The organism is Mucilaginibacter sediminis, assembly GCF_051903035.1.
In the GTDB taxonomy this organism is placed as follows: Bacteria; Bacteroidota; Bacteroidia; order Sphingobacteriales; family Sphingobacteriaceae; genus Mucilaginibacter.
In genome coordinates this window covers 7065533-7089046 of sequence record NZ_CP170602.1, presented here as the reverse complement: position 1 = coordinate 7089046, position 23514 = coordinate 7065533, and the positions used below count along the sequence as shown (strand labels likewise).

General features: G+C 44.3%; 23 protein-coding genes. 10 read left to right on the top strand and 13 right to left on the bottom strand.

The annotated features are described in order from the left end of the window. Nucleotides 1-7: 7 nt before the first annotated feature. The 3 genes from ACFGVS_RS29640 to ACFGVS_RS29630 all read right to left on the bottom strand — a co-directional run bounded on the left by ACFGVS_RS29640 (nt 8) and on the right by ACFGVS_RS29630 (nt 1723). Complete coding sequence (locus tag ACFGVS_RS29640; RefSeq protein ID WP_439696707.1) at nt 8-373, bottom strand: DUF1304 domain-containing protein; 366 nt, start codon at nt 371-373, stop codon at nt 8-10. A gap of 92 nt (nt 374-465) precedes the next feature. Next, on the bottom strand, nt 466-1110 hold the full coding sequence (locus ACFGVS_RS29635) for a hypothetical protein (protein ID WP_439696706.1): 645 nt from the start codon (nt 1108-1110) through the stop codon (nt 466-468). 229 nt (nt 1111-1339) lie between these two features. Further along, nucleotides 1340-1723, bottom strand: coding sequence for a TraR/DksA family transcriptional regulator (locus tag ACFGVS_RS29630; RefSeq protein ID WP_090645387.1), 384 nt, complete (start codon nt 1721-1723; stop codon nt 1340-1342). A 200-nt stretch (nt 1724-1923) separates the two neighbouring features. Between ACFGVS_RS29630 and ACFGVS_RS29625 the strand changes: the two genes are divergently transcribed. Further along, nucleotides 1924-2046: a hypothetical protein gene (locus ACFGVS_RS29625; protein WP_262713487.1), complete on the top strand. Its 123-nt coding sequence runs from the start codon at nt 1924-1926 to the stop codon at nt 2044-2046. Then, on the top strand, nt 2046-2363 hold the full coding sequence (locus ACFGVS_RS29620; protein ID WP_439696705.1) for a hypothetical protein: 318 nt from the start codon (nt 2046-2048) through the stop codon (nt 2361-2363). The genes ACFGVS_RS29625 and ACFGVS_RS29620 overlap by 1 nt, the downstream gene beginning before the upstream one ends. 56 nt (nt 2364-2419) lie before the next feature. On the opposite strand, the gene ACFGVS_RS29615 is transcribed toward ACFGVS_RS29620, so the two are convergent. Next, a complete protein-coding gene (locus ACFGVS_RS29615) occupies nt 2420-5272 on the bottom strand; it encodes a DNA gyrase/topoisomerase IV subunit A (protein WP_439696704.1) in 2853 nt (950 codons plus the stop codon). 312 nt (nt 5273-5584) lie between these two features. Here ACFGVS_RS29615 and ACFGVS_RS29610 point away from each other — a divergent pair, with 312 nt between their 5' ends. Then, nucleotides 5585-6136: a cupin domain-containing protein gene (locus ACFGVS_RS29610; protein ID WP_439696703.1), complete on the top strand. Its 552-nt coding sequence runs from the start codon at nt 5585-5587 to the stop codon at nt 6134-6136. 224 nt (nt 6137-6360) lie between these two features. On the opposite strand, the gene ACFGVS_RS29605 is transcribed toward ACFGVS_RS29610, so the two are convergent. Further along, complete coding sequence (locus ACFGVS_RS29605) at nt 6361-7191, bottom strand: sulfotransferase (protein ID WP_274209000.1); 831 nt, start codon at nt 7189-7191, stop codon at nt 6361-6363. Nucleotides 7192-7228: 37 nt separating this feature from the next. After that, on the bottom strand, nt 7229-7780 hold the full coding sequence (cysC, locus tag ACFGVS_RS29600) for an adenylyl-sulfate kinase (protein ID WP_090645371.1): 552 nt from the start codon (nt 7778-7780) through the stop codon (nt 7229-7231). Between the two features lie 773 nt (nt 7781-8553). Between cysC and nagB the strand changes: the two genes are divergently transcribed. The 3 genes from nagB (at nt 8554) to ACFGVS_RS29585 (ending at nt 11181) form a co-directional block, all read left to right on the top strand. Next, the gene (nagB, locus tag ACFGVS_RS29595) at nt 8554-10476 is read left to right on the top strand and encodes a glucosamine-6-phosphate deaminase (protein ID WP_439696702.1); all 1923 of its coding nucleotides are present in this window, start codon (nt 8554-8556) and stop codon (nt 10474-10476) included. A gap of 142 nt (nt 10477-10618) precedes the next feature. After that, nucleotides 10619-10789 carry a hypothetical protein gene (locus ACFGVS_RS29590; RefSeq protein WP_439696701.1) on the top strand — a complete coding sequence of 57 codons (171 nt, stop codon included), beginning with the start codon at nt 10619-10621 and terminating at the stop codon, nt 10787-10789. An 8-nt stretch (nt 10790-10797) separates the two neighbouring features. Further along, nucleotides 10798-11181, top strand: a complete 384-nt coding sequence (locus ACFGVS_RS29585) for a helix-turn-helix domain-containing protein (protein WP_439696700.1) — start codon at nt 10798-10800, stop codon at nt 11179-11181. A gap of 51 nt (nt 11182-11232) precedes the next feature. Here the strand turns inward: ACFGVS_RS29585 and ftcD are convergent, their stop codons facing one another. From ftcD to ACFGVS_RS29555, 6 genes are all read right to left on the bottom strand, one after another. Then, nucleotides 11233-12918: a glutamate formimidoyltransferase gene (gene ftcD / locus ACFGVS_RS29580; protein ID WP_439696699.1), complete on the bottom strand. Its 1686-nt coding sequence runs from the start codon at nt 12916-12918 to the stop codon at nt 11233-11235. 187 nt (nt 12919-13105) lie between these two features. Continuing rightward, nucleotides 13106-14332: an imidazolonepropionase gene (hutI, locus tag ACFGVS_RS29575; RefSeq protein ID WP_439696698.1), complete on the bottom strand. Its 1227-nt coding sequence runs from the start codon at nt 14330-14332 to the stop codon at nt 13106-13108. A gap of 189 nt (nt 14333-14521) precedes the next feature. Beyond that, the gene (hutU, locus tag ACFGVS_RS29570) at nt 14522-16195 is read right to left on the bottom strand and encodes a urocanate hydratase (protein ID WP_439696697.1); all 1674 of its coding nucleotides are present in this window, start codon (nt 16193-16195) and stop codon (nt 14522-14524) included. After that, entirely contained in the window at nt 16173-17732 is a 1560-nt protein-coding gene (hutH, locus tag ACFGVS_RS29565) for a histidine ammonia-lyase (RefSeq protein ID WP_439696696.1), read from the bottom strand. The genes hutU and hutH overlap by 23 nt, the downstream gene beginning before the upstream one ends. Beyond that, nucleotides 17725-18234, bottom strand: a complete 510-nt coding sequence (locus ACFGVS_RS29560; protein WP_439696695.1) for a MarR family winged helix-turn-helix transcriptional regulator — start codon at nt 18232-18234, stop codon at nt 17725-17727. The genes hutH and ACFGVS_RS29560 overlap by 8 nt, the downstream gene beginning before the upstream one ends. Nucleotides 18235-18815: 581 nt before the next feature. Continuing rightward, entirely contained in the window at nt 18816-19196 is a 381-nt protein-coding gene (locus ACFGVS_RS29555; RefSeq protein WP_439696694.1) for a VOC family protein, read from the bottom strand. A gap of 327 nt (nt 19197-19523) precedes the next feature. Between ACFGVS_RS29555 and ACFGVS_RS29550 the strand changes: the two genes are divergently transcribed. The 4 genes from ACFGVS_RS29550 (at nt 19524) to ACFGVS_RS29535 (ending at nt 22520) form a co-directional block, all read left to right on the top strand. Beyond that, nucleotides 19524-21395 (top strand): patatin-like phospholipase family protein, encoded by a 1872-nt coding sequence (locus tag ACFGVS_RS29550; protein WP_439696693.1) that lies wholly within the window; start codon nt 19524-19526, stop codon nt 21393-21395. Between the two features lie 65 nt (nt 21396-21460). Then, nucleotides 21461-21703 carry a DUF6364 family protein gene (locus tag ACFGVS_RS29545; protein ID WP_439696692.1) on the top strand — a complete coding sequence of 81 codons (243 nt, stop codon included), beginning with the start codon at nt 21461-21463 and terminating at the stop codon, nt 21701-21703. Further along, the gene (locus tag ACFGVS_RS29540; protein WP_439696691.1) at nt 21693-22112 is read left to right on the top strand and encodes a type II toxin-antitoxin system VapC family toxin; all 420 of its coding nucleotides are present in this window, start codon (nt 21693-21695) and stop codon (nt 22110-22112) included. Before ACFGVS_RS29545 ends, ACFGVS_RS29540 begins: the two co-directional genes overlap by 11 nt. Further along, nucleotides 22113-22520 (top strand): DUF2251 domain-containing protein, encoded by a 408-nt coding sequence (locus ACFGVS_RS29535; RefSeq protein ID WP_439696690.1) that lies wholly within the window; start codon nt 22113-22115, stop codon nt 22518-22520. A 20-nt stretch (nt 22521-22540) separates the two neighbouring features. On the opposite strand, the gene ACFGVS_RS29530 is transcribed toward ACFGVS_RS29535, so the two are convergent. Further along, nucleotides 22541-23506, bottom strand: a complete 966-nt coding sequence (locus ACFGVS_RS29530; protein ID WP_439696689.1) for a hypothetical protein — start codon at nt 23504-23506, stop codon at nt 22541-22543. Between the last annotated feature and the right edge of the window lie 8 nt (nt 23507-23514).

Below are 23514 nucleotides of genomic sequence, written 5' to 3'. Positions count from 1 at the left end.
GGTTAACCTACATCCACACCAATACTGCGCACAAAGCTATGGCGGCAGGAAGCATTTGCTTTACAAAAATAGCTTTGCCTGCCGTAAAGCCGCCATATAAGCCTGCTACCACCACACAGCCTAAAAAAAACATGGCCACATTTTTGGCCCATACCACATCGCCAATGAGTAGCGCCCATATCAGCCCGGCGGCCAAAAAACCGTTGTAAAGCCCCTGGTTGGCTGCAAGATTTTTGGTTGGTTCAAACAGTTCGGCAGGGAAGCTTTTAAAAGTTGCACGGCCTTTGGTTGTCCAGGCAAACATTTCTATCCATAAAATATAAATGTGTTCAATGGCAACCAGGGCTATTAATATTGATGCTATAATTTTCATGATGGTATCAGGCTAATGGTTTATAAAACTAAGTTAAATATCGATTAATATTAAAAGCATGGCGAATAATGCTTCGAAGCTACCTGGTCCCTTTAGCGCTGATAATCCTTTTTTATTTTTTCGGCAGCAAAGACACTGTCGGCCTGTTGCCTTGAAATTAACCGGGTGCTATCGCCCGGGTTAAAATTATAAAAAATGGAGTCTTTGGCTTTACCACGCGCGTATCGACTAGTAATAGAGATACTCCTGGATACGCTGTCAATTGATTTAAGTTTATAGCGATCATCTTCAAAATCAACATTATAAACTGAATCAATATAAATCTCTTTAGATTGGTGCCCAATCGTTGTATCCTTCGCCTGCCATTCTACAAACCTGTTCCACTTGTATTTTACATTCCAATCAATTGGAATTTCGGGTACGCCCAACCTCCGCCTGGTATCATTAAACACTAAGCCAAACTTATTCAGATGGACATTATTGTTGTATTTGGATATATCTTTATACCCCATAAATATCATCCAAAAAAGCAAATTACATATCCTTAAAATTTTACTCCCGGTTGATTCCTTATTGGTAACAATTACAAAAATTAAAGCTACCGATATCAACGTCATACCTGCCAATTTGGTTAATAACCAATCGAGCGATTCTAATTTATATTTAAATTCGGCATACCAAATGGAGCCTATAAATAAACAAGAAAAGCATACAATAATTATTGGCCATTTTTTCATCGGGTAAGGTTAGGTTTGTTTTATACGTTAAGGCAAACTATTAAGCAGGTATTGTGATAATGATTTCTTTGCTGATAAATATATGGCAATTCCGGAATGATGTCAAAATATTTGATTTCAATAAACATCCGAAAATTATATGGATACCAAACGGGAGAAATTGACCAAAAAATAAAGCCCGAATGTTTATCCATCCGGGCTTTGATTTTTCAAATAACTTACAACAACCTTACTGCTTTAGCTTGGCCGCCATACTCAGTGTAGTATGGGGTACGGCTAATAAACGTTCGCGTTGGATAAGTTTGCCCGTTTCGCGGCAAATGCCGTAAGTACGGTTTTCTATACGTACCAGGGCTGCTTCCAGCTGATCGATAAATTTCTTTTGGCGCGATGCCAGTTGGTTGATAGATTCTTTCTCCAGCGTAGCCGATCCATCCTCTAAAGTGTTGTGCGAACTGGCCGTATCATCGGTGCCATTGGCGTTGGGATTACTGATTGAAGATGTCAGATCGAGCAGTTCTTCACGGGCCGATTTAATTTTGCCCTGTATCAGCGTTTTAAATTCCAGTAATTCGGTTTCGTTATATCTTGTCTTTTCTTGTTCAGCGTTCATGAGTGCAGTTTACCTTTTATTATTGAACCAAACAACACATCAAGTACAAATTAGTTTTGTTGTTTTTTAATCAAAAAGTAAATATACCGCAATTATTTAATTATTATTTTAACATAGCGCAAACATCGTTTTATTAGTTCATCTTTGATTACTACACACAGCCAGAAATACATCCGGCAGGTTATAAAACCCATACTACCATGAGCAAAGACAAAAAAAGCATGCCTAATCCGGTAGGTAAAAAAGCCCCGTCTGACTACCAGGCCGGTAAAACCAGCAAAGCCAAACCAGAAATTATAACACCCAATAAAAAAGCCAAATAATGGCCGCTAAATCTGCCGAGGCCCAGGCCAGGGATTTTTTATATGAGTTAACAAACTGCGCCAGCGAGTACGGGTTTGCTAAAGACGAATTGTGGAATGTAAGCATAGTCGCCGATAAACAAAAAGCAGCTATCGAAAAGAAATATTACCCTGTAATATCGGCCCTGCTTGCACCCGATGTACTTGCCACCGTGCCCGGCCTTGTAGCTACCCGGTTAAATACCGTAATTGCCGGCGCAGAACAAAGCGTGCTTAAAGCAGGCCCCAAGGCCGAACCACAATACCTGGTGGCCTATGTGGCTACAAGGAAAATGTAATAAGCTACTATTGAAAAAAAGCCACCGGTTGCAAATTCAACCGATGGCTTAATAATTTAAAACAGCCCTAACTGGCCTTTGTCATCTATATCAATATCATCCGGGTTGGTAATCTCAAAATCAATTTTCTTTGTTTGGATTTGCGCCGGTTTTGGGGGCGAATCCGATGATTCATTTGAGGCTTCCTTTACTTCAGGTTCATTTGATTTTTCCGATTCTGTTTTGGGTGATTCTTCTTTTGGAGGTTCAACCGGCTTTGCGGCCGATTTCATTGCCGGTGCTTCCGGTTTCACCGGTTCATTCTCAGTCTCAGTTTCATCTGCCTCCGCGGCTGCCCCATCCAATTCTTCTGCTTCGCTATCAGCTTCTTGCTCAATGGCCTCCTCCGCAACATCCTCGGTAGCTATCAGCTCGACAGATTTGATGGGTAATTGCGACAGGCGGTTGCCCATGGCCTTCATGCCTTTTACATCTATCAGGTCGGCCAGGTTTACCTCAATGGTTTCGGGTGTTTGCTCTTTACCTTTAAGTTGTACAATTTTTACCAATTGGTTTGCTTTGGCAATGTAAATAAGTTTTGATCCGGGCTCATCGCTGATGATGCTTACCTGTTTACCTATAGCTATGGTTTCAAACATGAAGCGTTTAACCATGTAGTTTTTGGATTTTCCATCCAGGTGGATTGCCGAGAAAACTTTTTTAGGATCATACTTTTCAATCAGGATCATTTTATCATCAAAATGATTGTTCAGATCAAAATTGGTAAGCTCATATACACCGGTACTTAATACGTTCAGGATACGGTCGTCGCCGTCAAACTCGCCCAGGTATTTGCCGCGGCCATCGGCGTTAAGGCGTTTCAGGATCTCATCATACCAAATCTTTCTGCCGGCCAGGGTTGATACGCCTTTTGATTTCAGCACAATTTTTTTAACCGGGTATTTGGTAATGATGTTACCCATCGATCCACGGCCTTTAATAGCTATCGAAGCAAAGTCTTCATCAAACTGCAGTTTCTTGAGTTTGGAATGCGGCTTAAGCTGCACATTTACTATTTCGGCCTCACCGTTGGAGTTGGCCGTAAAATACAACACTTTGGTACCTTTGGTGCCCTTGGTAAGGTCGTATTCCTTATCGCGGGTTACCCCTACTACCGAGAACCGTTTGATATACGCAATGCCGCTTTCGCCATCCTTGTATATCATGTTGTAAACGGTACGCTCATCGTTCTTTTTAAATACGGCAACGTGGATGATGTCTTTACCCACAAAAACCTTATCCTGCACTTTGGTGATCAGGCACCGGCCATCGGCGCGGAAAACGATAATCTCGTCGATATCCGAGCAATCGCCAACATACTCAACCGAGTCATCGCGCTTGAGGCCCGAGCCCACAAAGCCGTCGGTTTTATTCACATATAATTTAATGTTGGCCAATGCTACCTGTGCAGCCTCTACCTTATCAAAGGTGCGCAGTTCGGTTTTGCGACCCCTGTCCTTTCCATATTTTTCGCGCAGTTTTTCAAACCAGGCAATGGTGTAATCGGTAAGGTGTTTCAGGTGATGTTTTACCTGTTTTATTTCATTTTCCAGGGCCTTCATCTGCTCATCCGCTTTTTTAACGTCAAAGCGGGTGATGCTGCTCATAGGTTTATCTATCAGCTTTTTATAATCATCGGGCATTATGGTACGGTAAAACTGCGGGAAGAATGGCTCGAACAAGCGGTTCAATACCTCCAATACAGTTTCAAAATTGCCCGATGTTTCATAGTCGGGGTGTTTGTACATCCCCTCCTGTATAAATATTTTAAGCAGCGAACTGAAGAAAATCTTCTCCATCAGTTCCTTTAGCCTTATCTCCAGCTCCTGTTTTAACAGTTCCTTGGTAAAAAACGTGCTTTCGGTAAGCATATCGTTCACGCTCATAAAGCGTGGCTTATCCGATTGGATAACGCAGGTATTGGGCGATATAGATACCTCGCAGTCGGTAAAGGCATATAGCGCATCGATAGTTACATCGGGCGATATACCCGGCGCAAGGTGCACTACAATCTCTACATCCTTTGACGTATTATCTTCAATCTTCTTAATCTTGATCTTGCCTTTTTCGTTGGCATTCACAATACTTTCCATCAGCCCCCCGGTAGTAGTGCTGAACGGAATTTCGGATATCACCAGCGTTTTCTTATCCTTTTCGGCAATGCGGGCGCGTACCCTTATCTTACCGCCGCGCTGCCCTTCGTTATAGGCAGATGCATCGGCCATACCTCCGGTAGGGAAATCGGGCAATAAATTAGGCCTGATACCTTTAAGGGCGGCTATGGATGCATCAATCAGTTCGATAAAATTATGCGGTAATATTTTGGTAGCCAAACCTACCGCGATACCTTCGGCGCCCTGGGCAAGCAGCAAAGGAAATTTTACAGGCAGGGTAATAGGTTCTTTATTACGCCCATCATAGCTGGCCTGCCAAATGGTAGTATCAGCATTAAACACCACATCCAGCGCGAATTTGGATAAGCGGGCCTCGATATAACGTGGCGCTGCAGCCGAGTCACCGGTTACCGGGTCACCCCAGTTGCCCTGGCAGTCAATCAGCAGGTTTTTTTGCCCTATTTGTACCATGGCATCACCTATGGATGCATCACCGTGGGGGTGATACTTCATGGTGTTGCCAATTACGTTGGCGGCCTTGTTAAAACGCCCGTCGTCCATTTCCTTTAATGAATGCAGTATACGGCGCTGCACGGGTTTTAAACCGTCATTGATGTGTGGTACGGCCCGGTCGAGGATAACGTAGGAGGCATAATCAAGAAACCAGTTTTCGTATAACCCGTCGAGTGAGGTAACGTTATGTAATTTGTCGTCGTTATTGTCAGGTATCTCGTTTTGATTCAGATCTTCACTCATTATTCGCTAAAAACTTTTGGATGGGTAAAGATAAAAATTAAAGTGCAGATGTGCAGATTTCAAATTTCAGATGTGCAGATGATTTTTTTAACACGAATGGTGCGGATTGATTCGAATTTCACAAATTCTTGTCTGGTTAGTGATTGGTCTGAGCTCGGATTAAGCAGATTCTTCAGATTACACAGATTTCAGAACTTTGACCATTCATCCCCTGCAAATCAAATCAAAAAAATCTGAAGAATCTGCAATCCGGGTTCAGACAAAAATCCATATTGTTTAACTGACCGTATATAGTGATAATCGCAAGCAATCATGACCGATAACCGCAGGAGCATTTATAATCCTATCCAGAAAGACACCGTGGTATTCTTGAAAACAGCCGCCGAAACAAACGGCGAATACACTTTAGTAGAAGTTGAACTGGCCGATGGCGGCGGTGTGGGCCTGCATTACCACAAAACATACAGCGAAAAATTTAGCTGTATTGATGGTGAAGTAGAGGTAGCATTAGGCAAAAATGCATATAAGTTAAAACCCGGCCAGCAAGCCCTGGCCGAACCCAACGTTAACCACCTGTTCAGGAACAGAAGCGGCAAACCCTGCAAATTCAGCGTAGAACTGAGGCCCGCAAGCAGGGGCTTTGAGCAATCGCTTCAAATAGGATATGGCCTGGCATCAGATGGCCTCACCAATAAAAAAGGCTTCCCAAGAGATAAGCTGGCATTAGCCTGGCTGTTTGATATCAGCGAAAGCAACCTCCCCGGCTGGATGAGCATTTTTGAGTTTATACTCAGAAAACAGGCAAAAAAAGCCCGCGCAAAAGGTATTGATAAGGCCCTTATTGAAAAGTATGTTCAGTTTTAAACTGATGTGCAGATTTCAGATGTGCCGATTCTTATTTAACACGCATAGCACGAATTGACTCGAATTTCACAAATTCCTGTCTGGTTAAAAGATGTCTGAACCGGGATTCGTCAGACTAAAGGATTACAGGATTTTTTGAAAATCTAAATCAAAATAACCTGATCAATCTGCTTAGCAATCCGGGTTCATACAATCATCTGCGCATCTGAAATCTGCACATCTTCCTACCCCAGCCTCACATAGTGACTCAACCGCATCTGCAAATATTGTGCCTTTACCAGTAGCGTTTTTGTTTGTATAAAACGTTCAATATCGCGGGCGGCGCTCATTAAATTGCTTTTGTAAACCAGGCCAAAATTAAAGTAGTTTAAATCAAATTTCCATTTATTCTTTAAAAAATCAATAACCTCCGTGTCCTTCTCCAGTAAAAGCCGGTAATTAACAACCAGGTAGTCATCTGCGGGCAGCTTTTTTAAGGTCTTTAATATTTCTTCATTATAGTTTATCCACACCTTTAAATAAGTTTCGGCATGTTCGGCGTAAAACTTTTCTTCGCGGCGGCTGCGTCGCCAGTGTTTCCAGAGCATCCGTTGCAGGCAATTGCGGCCCATGTATTTTTTATCAATATGCGCAAACTCCCTGTTTATCAACGAACTGATAACAGCCTGGTAATCGCGCATAATTACCAGGTATTTGGCTTCGGGCAGTAACCTACTGTAGGTATCAAGGAAAAGGCAGGTGCGTGGGTCTTTCCATGCCCATTGCTCATACAGTTGCTGTTTTATATTAATAATGCCTTGCAATTTGGCCAGCTGGTAAGGCGATAATTCTATCTTTTTGGCATCTACCAGGCCCGAAATATGGAGGCTGTTGTTATTCAAAATCTCCTCATGCAGCTTTAAAAATTCAACATCCTCAAAATGCCCGTCAATGTTTCCATTGTTACCCGCTGCCAGGTTTTCGCCAATTTGCAGTCCGCACCGGTTAAGCCAGTTTGTTATTAACGATGTGCCTGAGCGGTGCATTCCGGCTATAATTAAAGTTTGGTGTTGCATGGGGGTATTAATTTAACTGTGATTGATTTTGAAATATTCAACAGGCAATAACCTGCTGTTTTAATAATTGATGCTCGTGTTGTATAAAAGCCAGCAGCATAGCTGTGCATTCGGTAATATTATGGGTATAGGTATTAATATGCAGGTGGGGCGATGCCGGTGCTTCAAACGGGTCGTTCACGCCTGTTAAGTTGCCAACGCGTTCGGGATGGCCGGCTGGCAATTGCGCTTTTTGATAAAGCCCTTTGGTATCCCTTGCCTTTAAAATGGGTAAAGGGCAGTCTACATAAACTACTTTAACATCATCGTAATTGTTAACCAGCTGGCTCCGCATAGCGTTATAGGGCATTATGGCGCTGATGACGGTAACGATGCCCTGGTTGCTAAACTTATTGGCTATAAAGCCCAGCCGCCTGATGTTTTCAAACCTATCTTCCTTTGAATATTTAAGATCGGGGAATAGCTGCTGCCGGTATTCGTCGGCATCAATTACCTCTGTTGGGATTTCTATCCGGCTGAGGCTTACTTTAACTTTTTGAGCGAGGGTGGTTTTCCCGGCGCCAGACAGGCCGCAAAGTAGTAAGATCATACAATTAATAGTTTTGGTTAACGTAAACAGGGCTGATTGAACCCTTAATTAATTATTTACTTAACGACAAATTTTCAGCTTAAATTGTAGTTAACACAGTGTGCATCGACAGAGAGTAGTTTTGTATCGACGAACCCATTAATAACGCAGACCAGGAGTTTTTGTTGAAGGAAATTTTATAAACTTAAAAAATATTTCAATATTTTATCTACTAAATAGATAGATATTATAGATTAATTATATATTTGCAGCAGATAGTTTATAAATGGGTGCATTTTTAACTATAACGCAGGCGCTGGCTGGCAGCAAGCGGATGGTTCGACCCCATCCCCTGCATCTCTTCTCTTCTCATATTTATGTTTTATAATTGGTTAGAATCTGAGCTCCTGCCCATCAGGAGCTCTTTTCTTGTTACACACCAATGCTCACGAATCTTTACGAATTACACGAATTAGAAAGTTAATGTCGCTATCGACACCTATCGTCCTAAAATTCGCGTGACCGCCATTGGGAATTCGATTTAATTCGTGACAATTCGTACGATGACACTTATTAAAATAATTTAAAAAGTTCTTTTTATTGAAAATAAGTTTTATTATGTTTGTACCAGTAATGCACAACTTGTTATTAAATAGAATTCTTTTTAGCCTTATGTCGGTGAGGTTAAAACAGTTTTTGTTAATTGGTTTGATAAATCCTCGTTTCGGCGGGGATTTTTTTTAACACGCTTTTTTTTATTCAACATATATATAACAAAGGTTCTTTAGAAAATTATGGCCCGATTAAATTTATTGGAAGAGACCCGGTACGAGAAGCTGCCGGTAAGCGTTTATGGCAACCAGCAGGAGGCATCCATTGCCGTAGCAGGCAGGATAGCCAAACTTATCCGCGATAAGCAGGCAAAAGGCGAGCAGGCAGTGCTTGGCCTGGCAACCGGTGTTACCCCCATCCGTGTTTATGCCGAACTGGTACGCTTGCATAAGGAAGAAGGCTTGTCGTTTAAAGATGTTATCACCTTTAATTTGGATGAGTACTATCCCATGAAACCCGACGCCGCCCAAAGCTATGTTACTTTCATGTATGAGAACCTTTTCAGTCATGTTGATATTGATAAAGCCAATGTCCATATCCCCGATGGTACTTTGGATAAAGAAGACGTGGTAGCTTTCTGCCTGGACTATGAAAAGCAAATTGAAGAATTAGGCGGTTTAGACCTGCAAATATTAGGTATCGGCCGTACCGGCCACATCGGATTTAACGAGCCGGGCTCTGCACCGAACTCGGGTACCCGTTTGGTTACCCTGGATGATTTGACCCGCAGTGATGCCGCCCGTGATTTTGGCGGCAAGGCCAATGTGCCCACCAAAGCCATCACCATGGGTATTGGCACCATTTTTAAAGCAAGAGAAATTATCCTGATGGCCTGGAGCGCCAAAAAAGCCCCGATTGTAAAAAAAGCGGTTGAAGGTGAAATATCCGGTGAAGTTCCTGCTACCTACCTGCAATTATCAGAGCATGTTGAATTTGTGCTTGACGAAGCGGCTGCATCTGAACTAACCCGCTTTGATACCCCCTGGCTGGTTAAAGATTGTTCATGGGATGATAATACGCTGAAAAAGAAAGCCGTGATCTGGCTGGCTGATACCATTGGCAAACCGGTATTAAAACTTACCGAAGAAGATTACAACAACCACGGTATGGCGCAGCTTGCTGTAGAGCAAGGCCCTGTTTACAACATCAATATTGATATTTTTAACCAGATACAGCATACCATTACCGGCTGGCCGGGCGGCAAACCGAATGCTGATGATTCACAACGCCCGGAAAGGGCTTTACCGGCAAAAAAACGCTCGGTTATCTTCTCCCCGCACCCGGATGATGATGTGATTTCGATGGGTGGTACCTTCATCCGCCTGGTTGACCAGGGACATGATGTGCATGTAGCTTACCAAACATCGGGCAATACCGCAGTTTGGGACGATGACGTACTGCGTTACATGGAATTCGCTATCGATTTTACCAACAGCATTGGTGAGGACAGCGCACATCTGACTTCCTTATACGAAGAAATGCGTGCCTTCTTCCCCAAAAAACAACCCAACCAGATTGATACCCGTGAGATACGGAATGTAAAGGGTTTTATCCGCAAAACAGAAGCCATCTCGGGAGCCCGTTATGCCGGCTTGCAGGACGATCATATCCACTTTATGGCCCTGCCTTTTTATGAAACCGGCAAGATCAAAAAGAACACCGTTGGCGAGGAGGATATCCTGTTAACCATCGAACTGCTTCAGAAAATAAAACCACACCAGATCTTCGCTGCCGGCGATTTTGCTGATCCTAATGGCACCCACCTGGTGTGTTTCAACATTATCCTTGCCGCCCTTGACCGTTTAAAAGCTACCGAAGAGTGGGTAAAAGATTGCTGGTTATGGATGTACCGCGGTGCATGGCACGAGTTTGAAACTCATGAAATTGAGATGGCTGTGCCGCTTTCACCACAGGAGGTTATCCGCAAGCGTAATGCCATCTTCAAACACCAATCCCAAAAAGACAGGCCGGTATTCCCAGGTGATGATGCAAGGGAATTCTGGGTACGTGCTGAAGACAGGACAAGTGATACCGCTAAAAAATACGACAGGTTAGGATTGGCTGAGTACGAAGCTATGGAGGCATTTGTGAGGTATAGGTTTTAGTTTCATTTGTTCATGGATCATAGTTGATGGTTCATAGCTGCAAAGGATATTAATAGGCGATAGGTGTAAAACTTATCGCCTATTTAATTTCGGTCTTTATTATTTCAGTTAAGCTAATTATATTTGATCATACCGCAATAACATGAGTGATAAAGACATAGAAATGCTAATTGAACTCGCCAAAGTAAAACTGGAAGAGGCAAAGCATATGTCAAAAAAAGAAGCCATTCTTTCCCTTAATAAAGCGGGGATTTTGACCAAAAAGGGCAAATTCATGAAAGTATACAGCAAACTTGAGGAGGCAGAAAGCTAACCGAGTTTATGTATGATGTAAGATCACAGTGGTTCGTAATCGAAACTGAGGAGGAATACATTCAGGCTCTTGAACGCTATGAAAAAGTTAAGCGTTCAAAAAAAGGCTCTGAGGAGCATAAAGAAAAACAACTGCTTGTTCTTTTTATTTCAGCGTATGAAAAAGTAAACAGTGATCTGCCCGAAGTTGATCCTATCGAATTAATAAAAATCCGCATGGAGGATTTTGGTTATAAATCTGCAGACCTGGCAAAGGAATATGGTGATAAAGGCACCGTTAGTAAAGTTTTAAACTACAAACAGGCCTTATCTTTAACCATGATCAGGAAGTTTAGCGAATTATTGCACATTCCTGCCTCGGCATTGATCAAAGAGTACCAATTGGCAGAATAGCGATCACGCCCATCACATTTTCTTTTACCTCCCCCTTTAGGGCCGGGGGGCTCACCCTATCTTCCCATTTACCATCTCAATAATCTCTGCTTCCAAAGCAACAGCCTGCCGTTCAATCTCGTTGCCCCGGTAAATAATATCCAAAACGTAATCCTTATCCTTATACCCCGAAGCGTTGATCTTCACGTTCATAAATGCACCCAAAACGGCCGTACGGGCGCAAAGGGCAGCTACACCGGCATCAGTTACGGAGTTGGGGTTACCAATCTCCACCATTGCTTTAATCACTTCCATACTGTTCAGCGCGGCCTGCATCACCTTAAAAGGGATTTCAATGGCATACTTGGTGGCATCCTGTATTGCCTGATCCCTTGCAACCTTTTCTTCATCGGTAGATTTGGGCAGGCTGAAAGACTCCATGATCTTATTGAAAGCTGTAGTATCAAAATCAACCAAAGCAAGTAACTCATCTTTATATCGCTGCGCCTGCTCAGCCCAGTCGCTAAACTCCAGCCAGCGGCTGTCCCATCCTTTTTTGTGCGAGCTTAGGTTGGCCACCATGCCAGCCAATGAAGCGCCTAACGAGCCTATATAGGCCGAGATAGAACCACCACCGGGTGCCGGGCTTTCGCTTGCTGTTTCATCGGCAAAATCAGCAAGACTCATCGATATGAGCTTACTATCAGCCTTATCTTTCAATAAATATTCAATAATGCGCTCTTCGGGAACAAATGGACCAAGTTCATCAAGCCCCATCGATTTGATGGCTATTTTGATCAGTTCTTTTTCGCTAACGCCAACAGAGCGTTGTTGCTTGCGCAGGAAATATTTACCGGCAGCCAACATCGCCTTTAAAGGGATCAAACCCACCAATTCGCTGCCCGTTACCCGAATGCCGCGCTCATTGGCTTTGGTACAAACCTCGTCAAAAGCAACGTGGACAGGGGTTATTTCGATATTGGTCAGGTTCATCGAAATTTGGGCGACACCATATTCCTCGATATACCAGCCGATGGCTTTAACCGCTTTTAATGAGCCGGGGATTGATTTGGGTTTACCATTCTCGTCTGTTACGATTTTGCCTGTAACCGGGTCGCCTTCGCGCAAAGTTCGGCCAGCCTCGCGCACATCAAACGCAATAGCATTTGCCCTGCGGGTTGATGTGGTGTTAAGGTTTACATTGTAAGCTACCAGGAAATCACGGGCACCTATCACGGTTGCCCCCCGCTTAACATCATTTTCTGCCGGGCCATAGTCGGGCACCCATTCGGGCAATTTTATCTTCTTAAAAAAGCCTTCATACTCGCCGGCACGAATCACCGACAGGTTGCTCCTGCTTTTATTGGGCTGTGCATTTTCGTACAAATAAACCGGGATTTGCAACTCCTCCCCTACACGCTTTGCCAGTTGCCGGGCATACTCAGCGGTTTCTTCCATGCTGATATTGCTAATGGGTATCAGCGGACAAACATCCGTTGCGCCCATCCTCGGGTGTTCGCCTTTCTGTTTGCTCATGTCAATCAGCTCACCCGCTTTTTTTATGGCGAGGAAGGCCGCTTCAATCACCCGCGAAGGTTCACCCACAAAAGTCACTACGGTGCGATTGGTAGCCTTGCCGGGATCGACATTCAGTAACCTTACCCCCTCAACCGATTCCACCTCGTTGGTTATTTGTTTAATGATATCAAGGTTTACACCTTCGCTAAAATTGGGTACGCATTCTATTAGTTTGTTCATTGGTTCACTGGTTCATTAGTTCATTGGTTATGGCGGCGAAGCCTGCCACTTTTTAAGTTCCCCTCTCGAGAGGGGGTGGGATGGGAAGCGCGGTGGCAGGGGTGTGTTCGCCCGCGTTCAATCGCCTGCTTTTATACCCCCCCCCCTCCGCCCCGCTCAAGAGGGGAATCGCACATTCCCCCACCTTTTAATTTTTCAAACCCTCCATCCATACCATATCAGGCTTTAATTTCCCTTGGTGGTATAATATCTCGCGGTAGTCATCGCATGGGTAGGCCTGCATATCGGCAAGTTTACCTTTGCTTAAAACACCACGGTCGTTTAGTTTCAGGGCCTGGGCCGCGCGGGCTGTCAGGCCCGTAAATACTTCGGCTGCGCTTAGTTTTTCGGCAGCCGCCATTACAGCGGCTTGCATCAGCAGGTCGCCCATTGGTGCCGAGCCGGGGTTCCAGTCGCTGGCTATAGCCAGGCAGGCGCCGGCATCCAGTAACTTTCGGGCTGGAGCGTAAGGTATACCTAAACCTAAGGATGCACCGGGTAAAGTTACAGCTACGGTATCAGAATTTGCCAATAATTTTATTTCATAGTCGCCACTGGCTTCCAGGTGATCGGCCGATGCTGCGCGGGCCTTAATGGCAACCTCGCTACCGCCCGTGGTAAACTGATCGGCATGTATCGTTGCCTCGAAGCCCATTTGCTTGGCCTTGGCAAGGTAGTTTAAAGCATCGCTGGTATTGAAGGCACTTTGCTCAATGAAAACATCAACCCGGTTGCTTAGTCCCTTTTGTTTGATAACAGGCAATAAGTTATTTAAAACGTGATTAAGATATTCCTGGTGATTACCATTAAAGTCCTTAGGCAGTATATGGGCGGCAAGGCAGGTTGATATTAAACTGGCATTCGTTTTATCTGCCGCCGCTTTTATCGCGTTTAACTGTTTTAACTCGCCCTCGACACTTAAGCCGTATCCGCTTTTAATTTCAATAGTGGTAACACCTTCACTTACATGACGTTTTATACGTTTCAAAAGCAGACTCGTGAGCGTCGCCTCATCCGCCGCTCGGGTTTGGGTGACTGAATCCCAGATGCCCCCGCCTGATTGCGCTATCTCCAAATAAGTTTTACCACCGTTACGCATGGCGTAGTCCTTTGCACGGCTGCCGGCAAAGCAAATGTGGGTATGGCAATCTACAAAACCGGGCAATAGTACGCTATCGCCAATAATTTCTTCTATTTGTGCCGACGGATAGTTTGACCGGAGTTTTTCAAAGTCATCAACAGCAAGTATTAGTCCATCCTCAATCAATACACCTCCGTTGGGGATGATGTGTAACTGCTCGTCCTTTAGAGCGCCCTTTATTGGCAGCCCTGTTAAAGGAAGGATTTGCGTGAATGGACCGATTAGTTTTTTCATTTAGTTGGTAAATATGTCATTGCGAGCGATAGCGCGGCAATCTCGTCGCCACGCATGTCGGACTTGCGTATCGGTTATGCATAGTTATGAGATTGCTTCGTTCCTCGCAATGACATAGTTTGATATCGTATCTCATATTTCACGATTATCTTGTTGCTTTCGGCCTTACGCCTTGAGCTTTCAGCCCACCTACCACACCTTCAACCCAAACTTCTCTGCCCACTCTTCAGCCTTATCGTACCCTGCATCGGTATGCCGGAATATCCCCATGGCCGGGTCGTTATATAATACGCGTTTGAGGCAGGTGGCGGCTCGTTCGGTACCATCGGCCAAAACAACCATGCCGGCATGCTGGGAGTACCCCATGCCTACGCCGCCGCCGTGGTGAAACGAGATCCAGGTAGCGCCGCCGGATGCATTGGCCATCAGGTTAAGCAGCGGCCAATCAGACACGGCATCCGAGCCATCTTTCATGGATTCGGTTTCGCGGTTGGGCGATGCTACCGAGCCGCAATCCAAATGGTCGCGGCCTATTACTATCGGGCCTTTTACTTTGCCTGATTTTACCAGCTCATTAAACAACAGGCCGGCCTTTTCCCTATCGCCCATACCCAGCCAGCAAATACGGGCAGGCAAGCCCTGGAACGAGATTTTTTCCCGTGCATTAGTCAGCCATTTGGCCAGGGGTTTATCGTCCGGGAACAGTTCCATCAAGGCCCTATCGGTAGTATAAATATCTTCAGGATCGCCGGAAAGGGCAACCCACCTGAACGGCCCCTTTCCCTCGCAAAACAGCGGACGGATATAAGCAGGCGTAAATCCGGGAAAGTTAAAGGCATCCGGCTCACCACCCTGGCGGGCAAACTCGCGCAGGTTGTTGCCATAGTCAAAAGTTATAGCACCGTGTTTTTGTAATTCCAGCATCAGGCCTACATGCCTGGCCATACTTTTTAACGATAGGCGCTTATATTCTACCGGATCGCTCTTGCGTAAATCCAAAGCTTCCGTTAACGACAGACCATTCGGGATATACCCGTTCAACGGATCATGTGCCGATGTCTGGTCGGTTAAAATATCGGGAATAAGCTTGTCATCCAGTAATCTTTGCAGCAGATCGCCGGCATCGCTTACCAGGCCTACAGACAGGGTTTCTTTTTTGTCGATAGCCTCTTTTATCCAGGTTATGGCCTCTTCGTAGGAGTAGGTCATGCGGTCGATATATTGTGAATCCAGCCTTTTTTGGATACGCGTTGCATCCACATCCGCACCTAAAAATACCCCGCCTGCCATAGTTGCCGCCAATGGCTGAGCCCCGCCCATACCGCCTAAACCGGCGCTTACAACCAGCTTGCCGGTCAAATCGCCATTAAAGTGCTGGTTGCCACACTCTACAAAGGTTTCGTAGGTGCCCTGCAAAATACCTTGTGTACCTATATATATCCAGCTGCCGGCGGTCATCTGGCCGTACATCATCAGGCCTTTGGCGCGCAAATCATTAAAATGCTCCCAGTTGGCCCAGGCAGGCACCAGGTTGCTGTTGGCTATTAAAACACGTGGAGCCTGGGGATGGCTACGGATAATGCCAACAGGCTTGCCCGACTGCACTAATAAAGAGTGATACTCATCCAGTTCCAGCAACAACTCAATAATTTTCCGCAGCGATTCCGGGTTGCGGGCAGCCTGGCCAATGCCGCCGTATACCACCAGTTCGGCAGGGTTTTCGGCAACTTCGTCATCAAGGTTGTTAAGCAGCATCCGCAAAGGAGCTTCGGTTTGCCAGCTTTTGGCATGCAGCTGCATACCACGGGGCGCTTTGTACACCGGATGATTGGCGTAGGTATTAATAAATTCCGAACTCGTCATGGCTGAGGTTTATATGGTGATGATTAGCAGCGTTATTGGCAGTCGCCAAAAAAGAGCCATCGGTAATAATTTGATGTAAACGGTTAATATCGTCCGCAAAAACACGATCGTCGTTTATAAACGGAACATATTGGCGCACATAATCATGCAACGCCTCAACAACCGGGGTCGATTTTAATGGCCTGCGAAAGTCCATGGCCTGCGCCGCGTAAAGCAGCTCGATGGCCTGGATGAATTCTATATTATCTAACACCGTATGCAGCTTGCGCCCGCTGATGGAACCCATGGATACATGATCTTCCTGCCCTAATGAAGTAGGCACACTATCGGCGCTTGCCGGGAAGCACAGGGTTTTATTTTCGGTAACCAAGGCCGCGGTGGTGTATTGCGGTATCATCAGGCCCGAGTTTAACCCTGCATCATGAGTAAGCAGCTTGGGCAAACCGTAACGGCCTTCGCTCATGAGGTAACAACGCCTGTCGGCTATATTGCCCAGTTCGGCAGCGGCCACGGTGGCATAGTCCAACGGTAAAGCCAGCGGCTGGCCGTGAAAGTTGCCGCCGCTGATGGTATCATCGGCACTAAAAATAACGGGGTTATCGGTAACCGAGTTCAGTTCAATTTCAGTAAGTTCTTTTAAATGCAGCCAGGCGTTACGCGACGCACCGTGTACCTGCGGCATACAGCGCAACGAATAAGGGTCCTGCACCCTATTACAATTGATGTGCGAGGAGTTGATCTCTGATCCGTTTAATAAAGTAAACAGGCGGTCGGCAACCATTTTAGTGCCTTTAAAGGGGCGTAAAGCATGGATGCGGGCGTCAAAAGGCCTTACCGAACCCATTAACCCTTCTAACGACATGGCGCCAATCAGGTCGGCACGGTTCAGGGCATCATCCAAGCGCTCAACTGCTTTTATCGCGAAAGCTAATATAAATTGTGTGCCGTTGATTAAGGCAAGCCCTTCTTTAGGGCCTAAAACCAATGGGGCCAGGTTATGTTTTTGCAGTACCTGCGCCGCAGGTTTGCGCTCGCCATTTTCATACACCTCGCCTAAACCTATTAAAGGTAAAAACAGGTGCGATAAGGGGGCCAGATCGCCCGAAGCACCTACAGATCCTTTTTCGGGCACGACCGGCACAATATCATTGTCAATATGCCAGATGATACGTATTAAGGTATCCGGCGCAACTCCCGAGAAACCTTGTGCCAAAGCATGTACTTTGGTTATCAGCATCAACTTGGCTATTTCCTGCGGGATAGGCTTGCCCACCCCTACACTATGACTTTTAAGGATATTACTTTGCAGCAAACTGGTATCGGCCTCGGATATATGGGTATCGCATAGCGGGCCAAAACCTGTATTAATGCCATAAACCGGCTTTTGCGCATGAACAATTTTTGCAACCTCGCCCCAGGAGGCGCGGATAGCTTTATCAGCATCTGCATCGATAATCCCCCCGGTTTTGCCTGCTGCAATATCAAGGCAAATGCCAATGGTTAAATGGTTTGTGCCGTAGTTGAAAATGCTATTCATGATCGGCGGGTTTTAAATTAGCTGTTAACTTTTCGCCGATAACGGCAGACAGGTTGCTTGAACGAAAGGTATTTTCAACGGCCGTAATAGCAGGCAACAGTTGTTGCGATATGGCATCGCTATCCACCAGTTGGGTCATGGCCTGGCTGATGGCATCCCAAACGGGCAATATCTGCTTTAGTAATGCGCGGCCGCTATCGGTTAACGTAACCAGTTGCCTGCGGCCATCGTCGGTACAGGTTGCGCTGGTAACCAAGCCCCGGTTTTTTAAATTGGTAATCAGCTGGCTTGCCGCCGGGTGCGAAACCTCGATCTGCTCGCTCAGTTCCTTGATGGATAAAGCATCGTTTTTAGAGAGTAAATAAAACACCGGAAACCAGCTGGCATCAAAATCTATCCCCTCATTTTGGTAGGCACGGTTAATTTCGGCCAAAAAAGCTTCGCTTAATCGCCGCAACCTACTCCCCAATACCAAATAACCCAGGCTTTGATATAAATTCATAGCGCAATTTATATAAGTGCTTATATAATTGCAAGTGTTTTAGGAAAGATTTTTTTGGGGGGGATGACGCATATCGCATGAAGGCGAAGACTCACCCGGCGAGGCTGCGCCCGCCACCCTCTCTTCGGCTTCGCCGGAAAGAGGGGCTTGAAAATTTCAAATTATTAAATAACTGGCTAACAACAAAATACAATAAATCACCCTCGTTACATCGCAGGTGAATAACGGGTGGTCCAGCACAGCGTCGGTCGGGTGTCGTAGCCAGCGTTCAAAGCCAATGTTCATGTAAAACCAAACATGTCATGGGTAGTGGTAAAATTTTTCGAAACTCTGAAGAAGAATGACAACCATTTAATCACCAATGTCATGCCGAACTTGTTTCGGTACCCCACATGCTAAGTATACTGCATGCGAGTCACCTGTCCTGTGGGATCCGGAAACAAGTTCGGGATGACTTCCGTTTTTCAACTTGTGATGGTGAGCCTGTCGAACCAAAGCTGACAAAAGCTTTGCCGCACGATTCTTCGAAAGGTCCATACTGATACCTAAACTAAATTTTGCCCAGGCCTCGTTATCTGCCCCTATTCATCTGCCGGTTGCCAAAGCTCAATAATGTTGCCTTCCGGATCCAGTACATGGACGAATTTGCCGTAGTCATATTCGGCAATCTCATCTACAATAGTCACGTTGTCCTTTTTTAGCTCCTCAACCAGCGCAACCAGGTTTTCTACCCGGTAATTAATCATAAACGGCTTTGCCGAGGGATTGAAATATTTGGTATCCTGCGGAAACGTACACCAGGATGTTGATCCTGTTTTCGACGGATCATCGGCCTCGCGCCACTCAAAGGTTGTTCCGTATTCACTTTTAGGCAATCCAAGGTTTTTGGCATACCATTCATTCATACTTTGCGGATTCTCGCATTTAAAAAATACGCCGCCTATGCCTGTTACTTTTTTCATATTTAAATGTGTTATAAGATTATGCCGGTACAAAATGGAATAAAATCAGGTATTGCACTATCAGTCTATACATTAAAACCAGTTAACGCCGGTTAAGTATTTTGGTATATGCAACCTTCAAGGCAATTTCCTTCTATTCCGGCACATTACCAAATCTGTTTTAAAATCCGCTGCTAATGCCCATGGCGATGTTAGTTTTAAAAAACAACTGATTGTGAAGGCTCAAAATGCTGGCTACAGGCCATTTGTCTAAAAACTTTCCTGTCAATTCTTTTTTACTCCGCATAATATTTAACTAATTTTATATAACCAAAAACCTATGTTATTATGGATAAGATAGCCGCTCCTGAACCTCTATCAGAAAACAAGCTGGAGGTTGCCTTAATTAAACCGTTTGATAGCATCGCGCTTGCATTTTCGGGCGGTGGCTTTCGGGCGGCTTCCTTCGCGTTAGGTGTATTATCATACCTCGACAAAGTAAAATTTGATGATTCCGCCGATGAGCTTTTTGGACAAAGCCTGTTGCAAAAAGTTAGCTACATGTCGTCGGCATCGGGCGGCACCATAGCAACCACGCTGTATGCATTGTACAACAGTAAGGGCAAAAGCTTTGGCGATTATTATAGCAAACTTTTAACAGCGCTAACCGGCGATGAACTGTTAAAACACGCGATGGAAATGCTGGCCGATAAAAAGTACTGGAAAACCAGGGAGCTTAAAAGCCGTAATATCATCAACGCGTTTGCGCTGGCTTATGATAAATATTTATTTGATCATGCCAACCTTGAATCGCTTTGCCATGACGGGGCGCCCGGTAAGCATTTACAGGAAGTTTGCTTTAATGCCACCGAGTTTTTTACAGGCCAATCTTTCAGGCAGGATATCAAACTGGTGCCCGATGCCGGTAAAGACCCCTATTTTACCTACGGCAATATGGTTATATACCTGGATGAAAAAACAGCAGGTAAATTAAAACTGGGCGATATACTGGCCGCATCGTCGTGTTTTCCGGCAGGTTTTGAGCCTATAGTTTTTCCAGATGATTTTACGTATCCCGGCCTGTACCCGGCGGACCTAAAAAAGGCACTTACCATGCTGCCGCAAACCGGCGATAAACAGGAAAAGGAATTTATAAGCAAGAAAAACTTTGGGCTGATGGATGGCGGCATTACCGACAACCAGGGCCTGCAAAGTATGATGTATGCCGATGGCCGCCGCACCCGGCACGAAACCGACCTGCGGGGTTTTGACTTCCTGATGGTTAACGATGTGGGCAGCCATTTTATTAACCCTTATGTAATGCCCGAAGTAAAAAAGGGCTGGGAGCTATCCATAAGGGGATTGATGCTGATAGCCGCGGCGGTTATTGCCATATTATCGGTGGGCGCCTGGTACGGTGTAAAACACAATTGTGCTTTATTAACAATAGGTTGCTCGTTACTCACTACCGTACCTCTAATTTTTTTGGTAGCAACGCTTTATTTGAGGCAGCAGTTGTTGGGCGTTGCCAATTCGGCATTGATATTAAACTTTAAAAAGAATTTTACCGAACGGATAATTACCGTGCTGGTTGGCTATTTTGCAAAAACACCCTTAAGCATCATTAAACAAATGATAAGCGCAAGAGTACAATCGGTGCTGATGCTTAACCTGAGTATATTTTTAAAGCGGATAAGACAACTGCTTTACAATAAATTTTACTTTTCGCCGCAGTGGAAAAACCGGGGCAAGGGTAACCATATTTATGACCTTTCTTTTTCAAACAACATTAACCGCGAAGCCAATGATGGCTACCATTCGCCAACGCCTCCTATACTCAACCCCAGCCGCGATATCCAGATTGTTGCCCAGGTGGCCTTCGATATGGGTACCACGTTGTGGTTTGACAAACAATCTACCGAGCAAGAGCATAGCGAAGCCTGTATCATAGCCTGCGGGCAGTTTACCACCTGTTATAACCTGCTGCAACATATTATGAGGCTGTTGGCCATAAAACTGGAAGATGCCCCTTTTGACAGTAAATACCGCAGCCGCTTAATAAAATTAGAACAGCAAATGCTGGCAGATTACGAAGCATTTAAAATCGATCCGTTTTTTTATTACAACCAATCGGGATTGGATTTTAAGGTGCCGGGCTTTAAGCAGGTTACAATGAAAGAAATTCCGTTTCCGGATGATTGGAAGGTGGATCAAAATTAACTCGTACTAATTTTAGCAAATTCAATACAATACGCACTTATTTAAAATATGCGTATATTTACTTTATGAAAACAAGACTTAATTTGACAATAGAAGAGAGTTTGCTGGAACAGACAAAAATATATGCACAAAAACAGCATATCAGTATCTCCGAATTAGTGGAAGGTTATTTTAAAAATTTGACCAAAACTCCAAAACAAAAAAACATTGTTGATCTTGTTGAGCAACTCGCTCCTTCAAATATTGATCCCAATGCGGATTTAAAAGAACTTTATTACCAAAACCAGTCAAAAAAATATGGCATCTAAAATATTCCTGGATGCCAATATATTGCTCGACTTTATCCTCAAACGCGAAGATCATTACAGAGAGGCTGCAAAAGTCATGGATTTGGTTGTCAATAACAAGGTTCAGGCATTTATAACGTCGTCAGTTTTACATATTGCAGGATATTGGATCGGGAAAGCCTACGGTAATATCAAAGCAAAAGAACTCCTTTTAACTTTGTTAATTGACGTTGAAGTTATTGATATTCCGCACGAGGTTGCACTGTCTGCCCTGCACTCTAAAATCGATGATATAGAAGATGCGCTCCAATACTATACGGCAATTCATCACAAGTTAAACTACTTTATATCCAGGGATAAAAAGCTGCAAACAGACAGTATTACTATATTGCCTGTTTATATGCCCCATGAATTTTTAAGTTTTTATTAAATGATTTTAGAGGTAGAAGAAGAATTTATTGTTGGCGAGGATACATTTCTGGATAGCGTTGTCCCCGATTCATCGCATGGTGTTGTTTTTGAGGATGACCTTACAACAGGATATTTTTACGCGATAGGAAAAATGCCCGGCCAGGCAATCCTGGATGCCGTGCATATTTATAATGTAGCCGACGTTACAGATAAAGCAATCCCATGTAATATTAAAATAGCCTGGACCGACGACTGGCAATTAGCCTCGTTATTAATCAATAACTACTGCCACGCCATATTTGATTTTAAAAACAAAGTTGGCTATTCGCGCAATGCCTTCCCACCGAGTAATGGCAACTGGAGAACTGATAATGACCGAACTGTTTTGACGGATGAGTTGATAGATGAGTTGTTGATGGGGAAATAACACCTTTAATTGCAGGTAATTTATGGTGTAAAAACGTCAATCACTTCTTTACCAGCTATTGCAAGTTGTTTCGTATCCCTGTTAAACACAATCTGCACCAAGTTCTCTTTGTTTACAATACTTGAATTTTGTTTGCCACTGTAAACCGATTCATCTTTATCTATAACTTCTCCGGTATTGATGTTAATAATTTTAGGATACAGATAGGTATCCCAGGAACGCTCGCCATCAATGGCAAACAGGTTGCCAAATTCTACATTTATTTTTACGGGGGTTGATAATTGCTGGGTGGCTATATCCCAAACTGCGATATGCTTGGATGGAAAAATAATATTTTCAACATCGTATACCTCATCGCCAGATCCAATAAGGATTTCTGTATTGTTAATAAAACTTGCTGTTTCCATTTCAACACTAATATGGGTGAACGATATTAGTTGATCTAACAATAAAGGATTTTTAAGACAGTCATTAACCTTGTAAATATAAACTTCATCCATAGGATGCCAAAGCCAGCCTTTACTCAATAAATGTTTGCCATCGGGACTTACTTCCAATCTTGAATGGAAAAAATCCTCAGCCTCTCTGCCCGGAACCTCGGTTATTAGTTCACCGGTTTCCACATTTTCAAAATCAAGCCTGCAATATTCTTTCGGGCAATGAACAAGATAGGTCACTTCATCTACTGTCACAAATGCAGCAGGATATTCATAAGCTTCGGCAAAGTAATAAGATCTGTTTATTTCCCTTAAAAGTTCTCCATTTTTTAATAACAACCCTTTGGTGCCAAGCTTTTGATAGATAAAAGCATATTGGCCGTCGGTAGTATTAATAGAACCATCAAAATTAAATGGAAAATATGAGCTGCTTCTTTTTGTACTTCCATCCATCGAATATTGATTGCCGCCAGCGGCCCAATCAACAATCTTATCATTTAGCCATGAAATAGTATTTAAGCGTTCGGCCGTAAGTGTAGTTCTCGTCATGATGTATA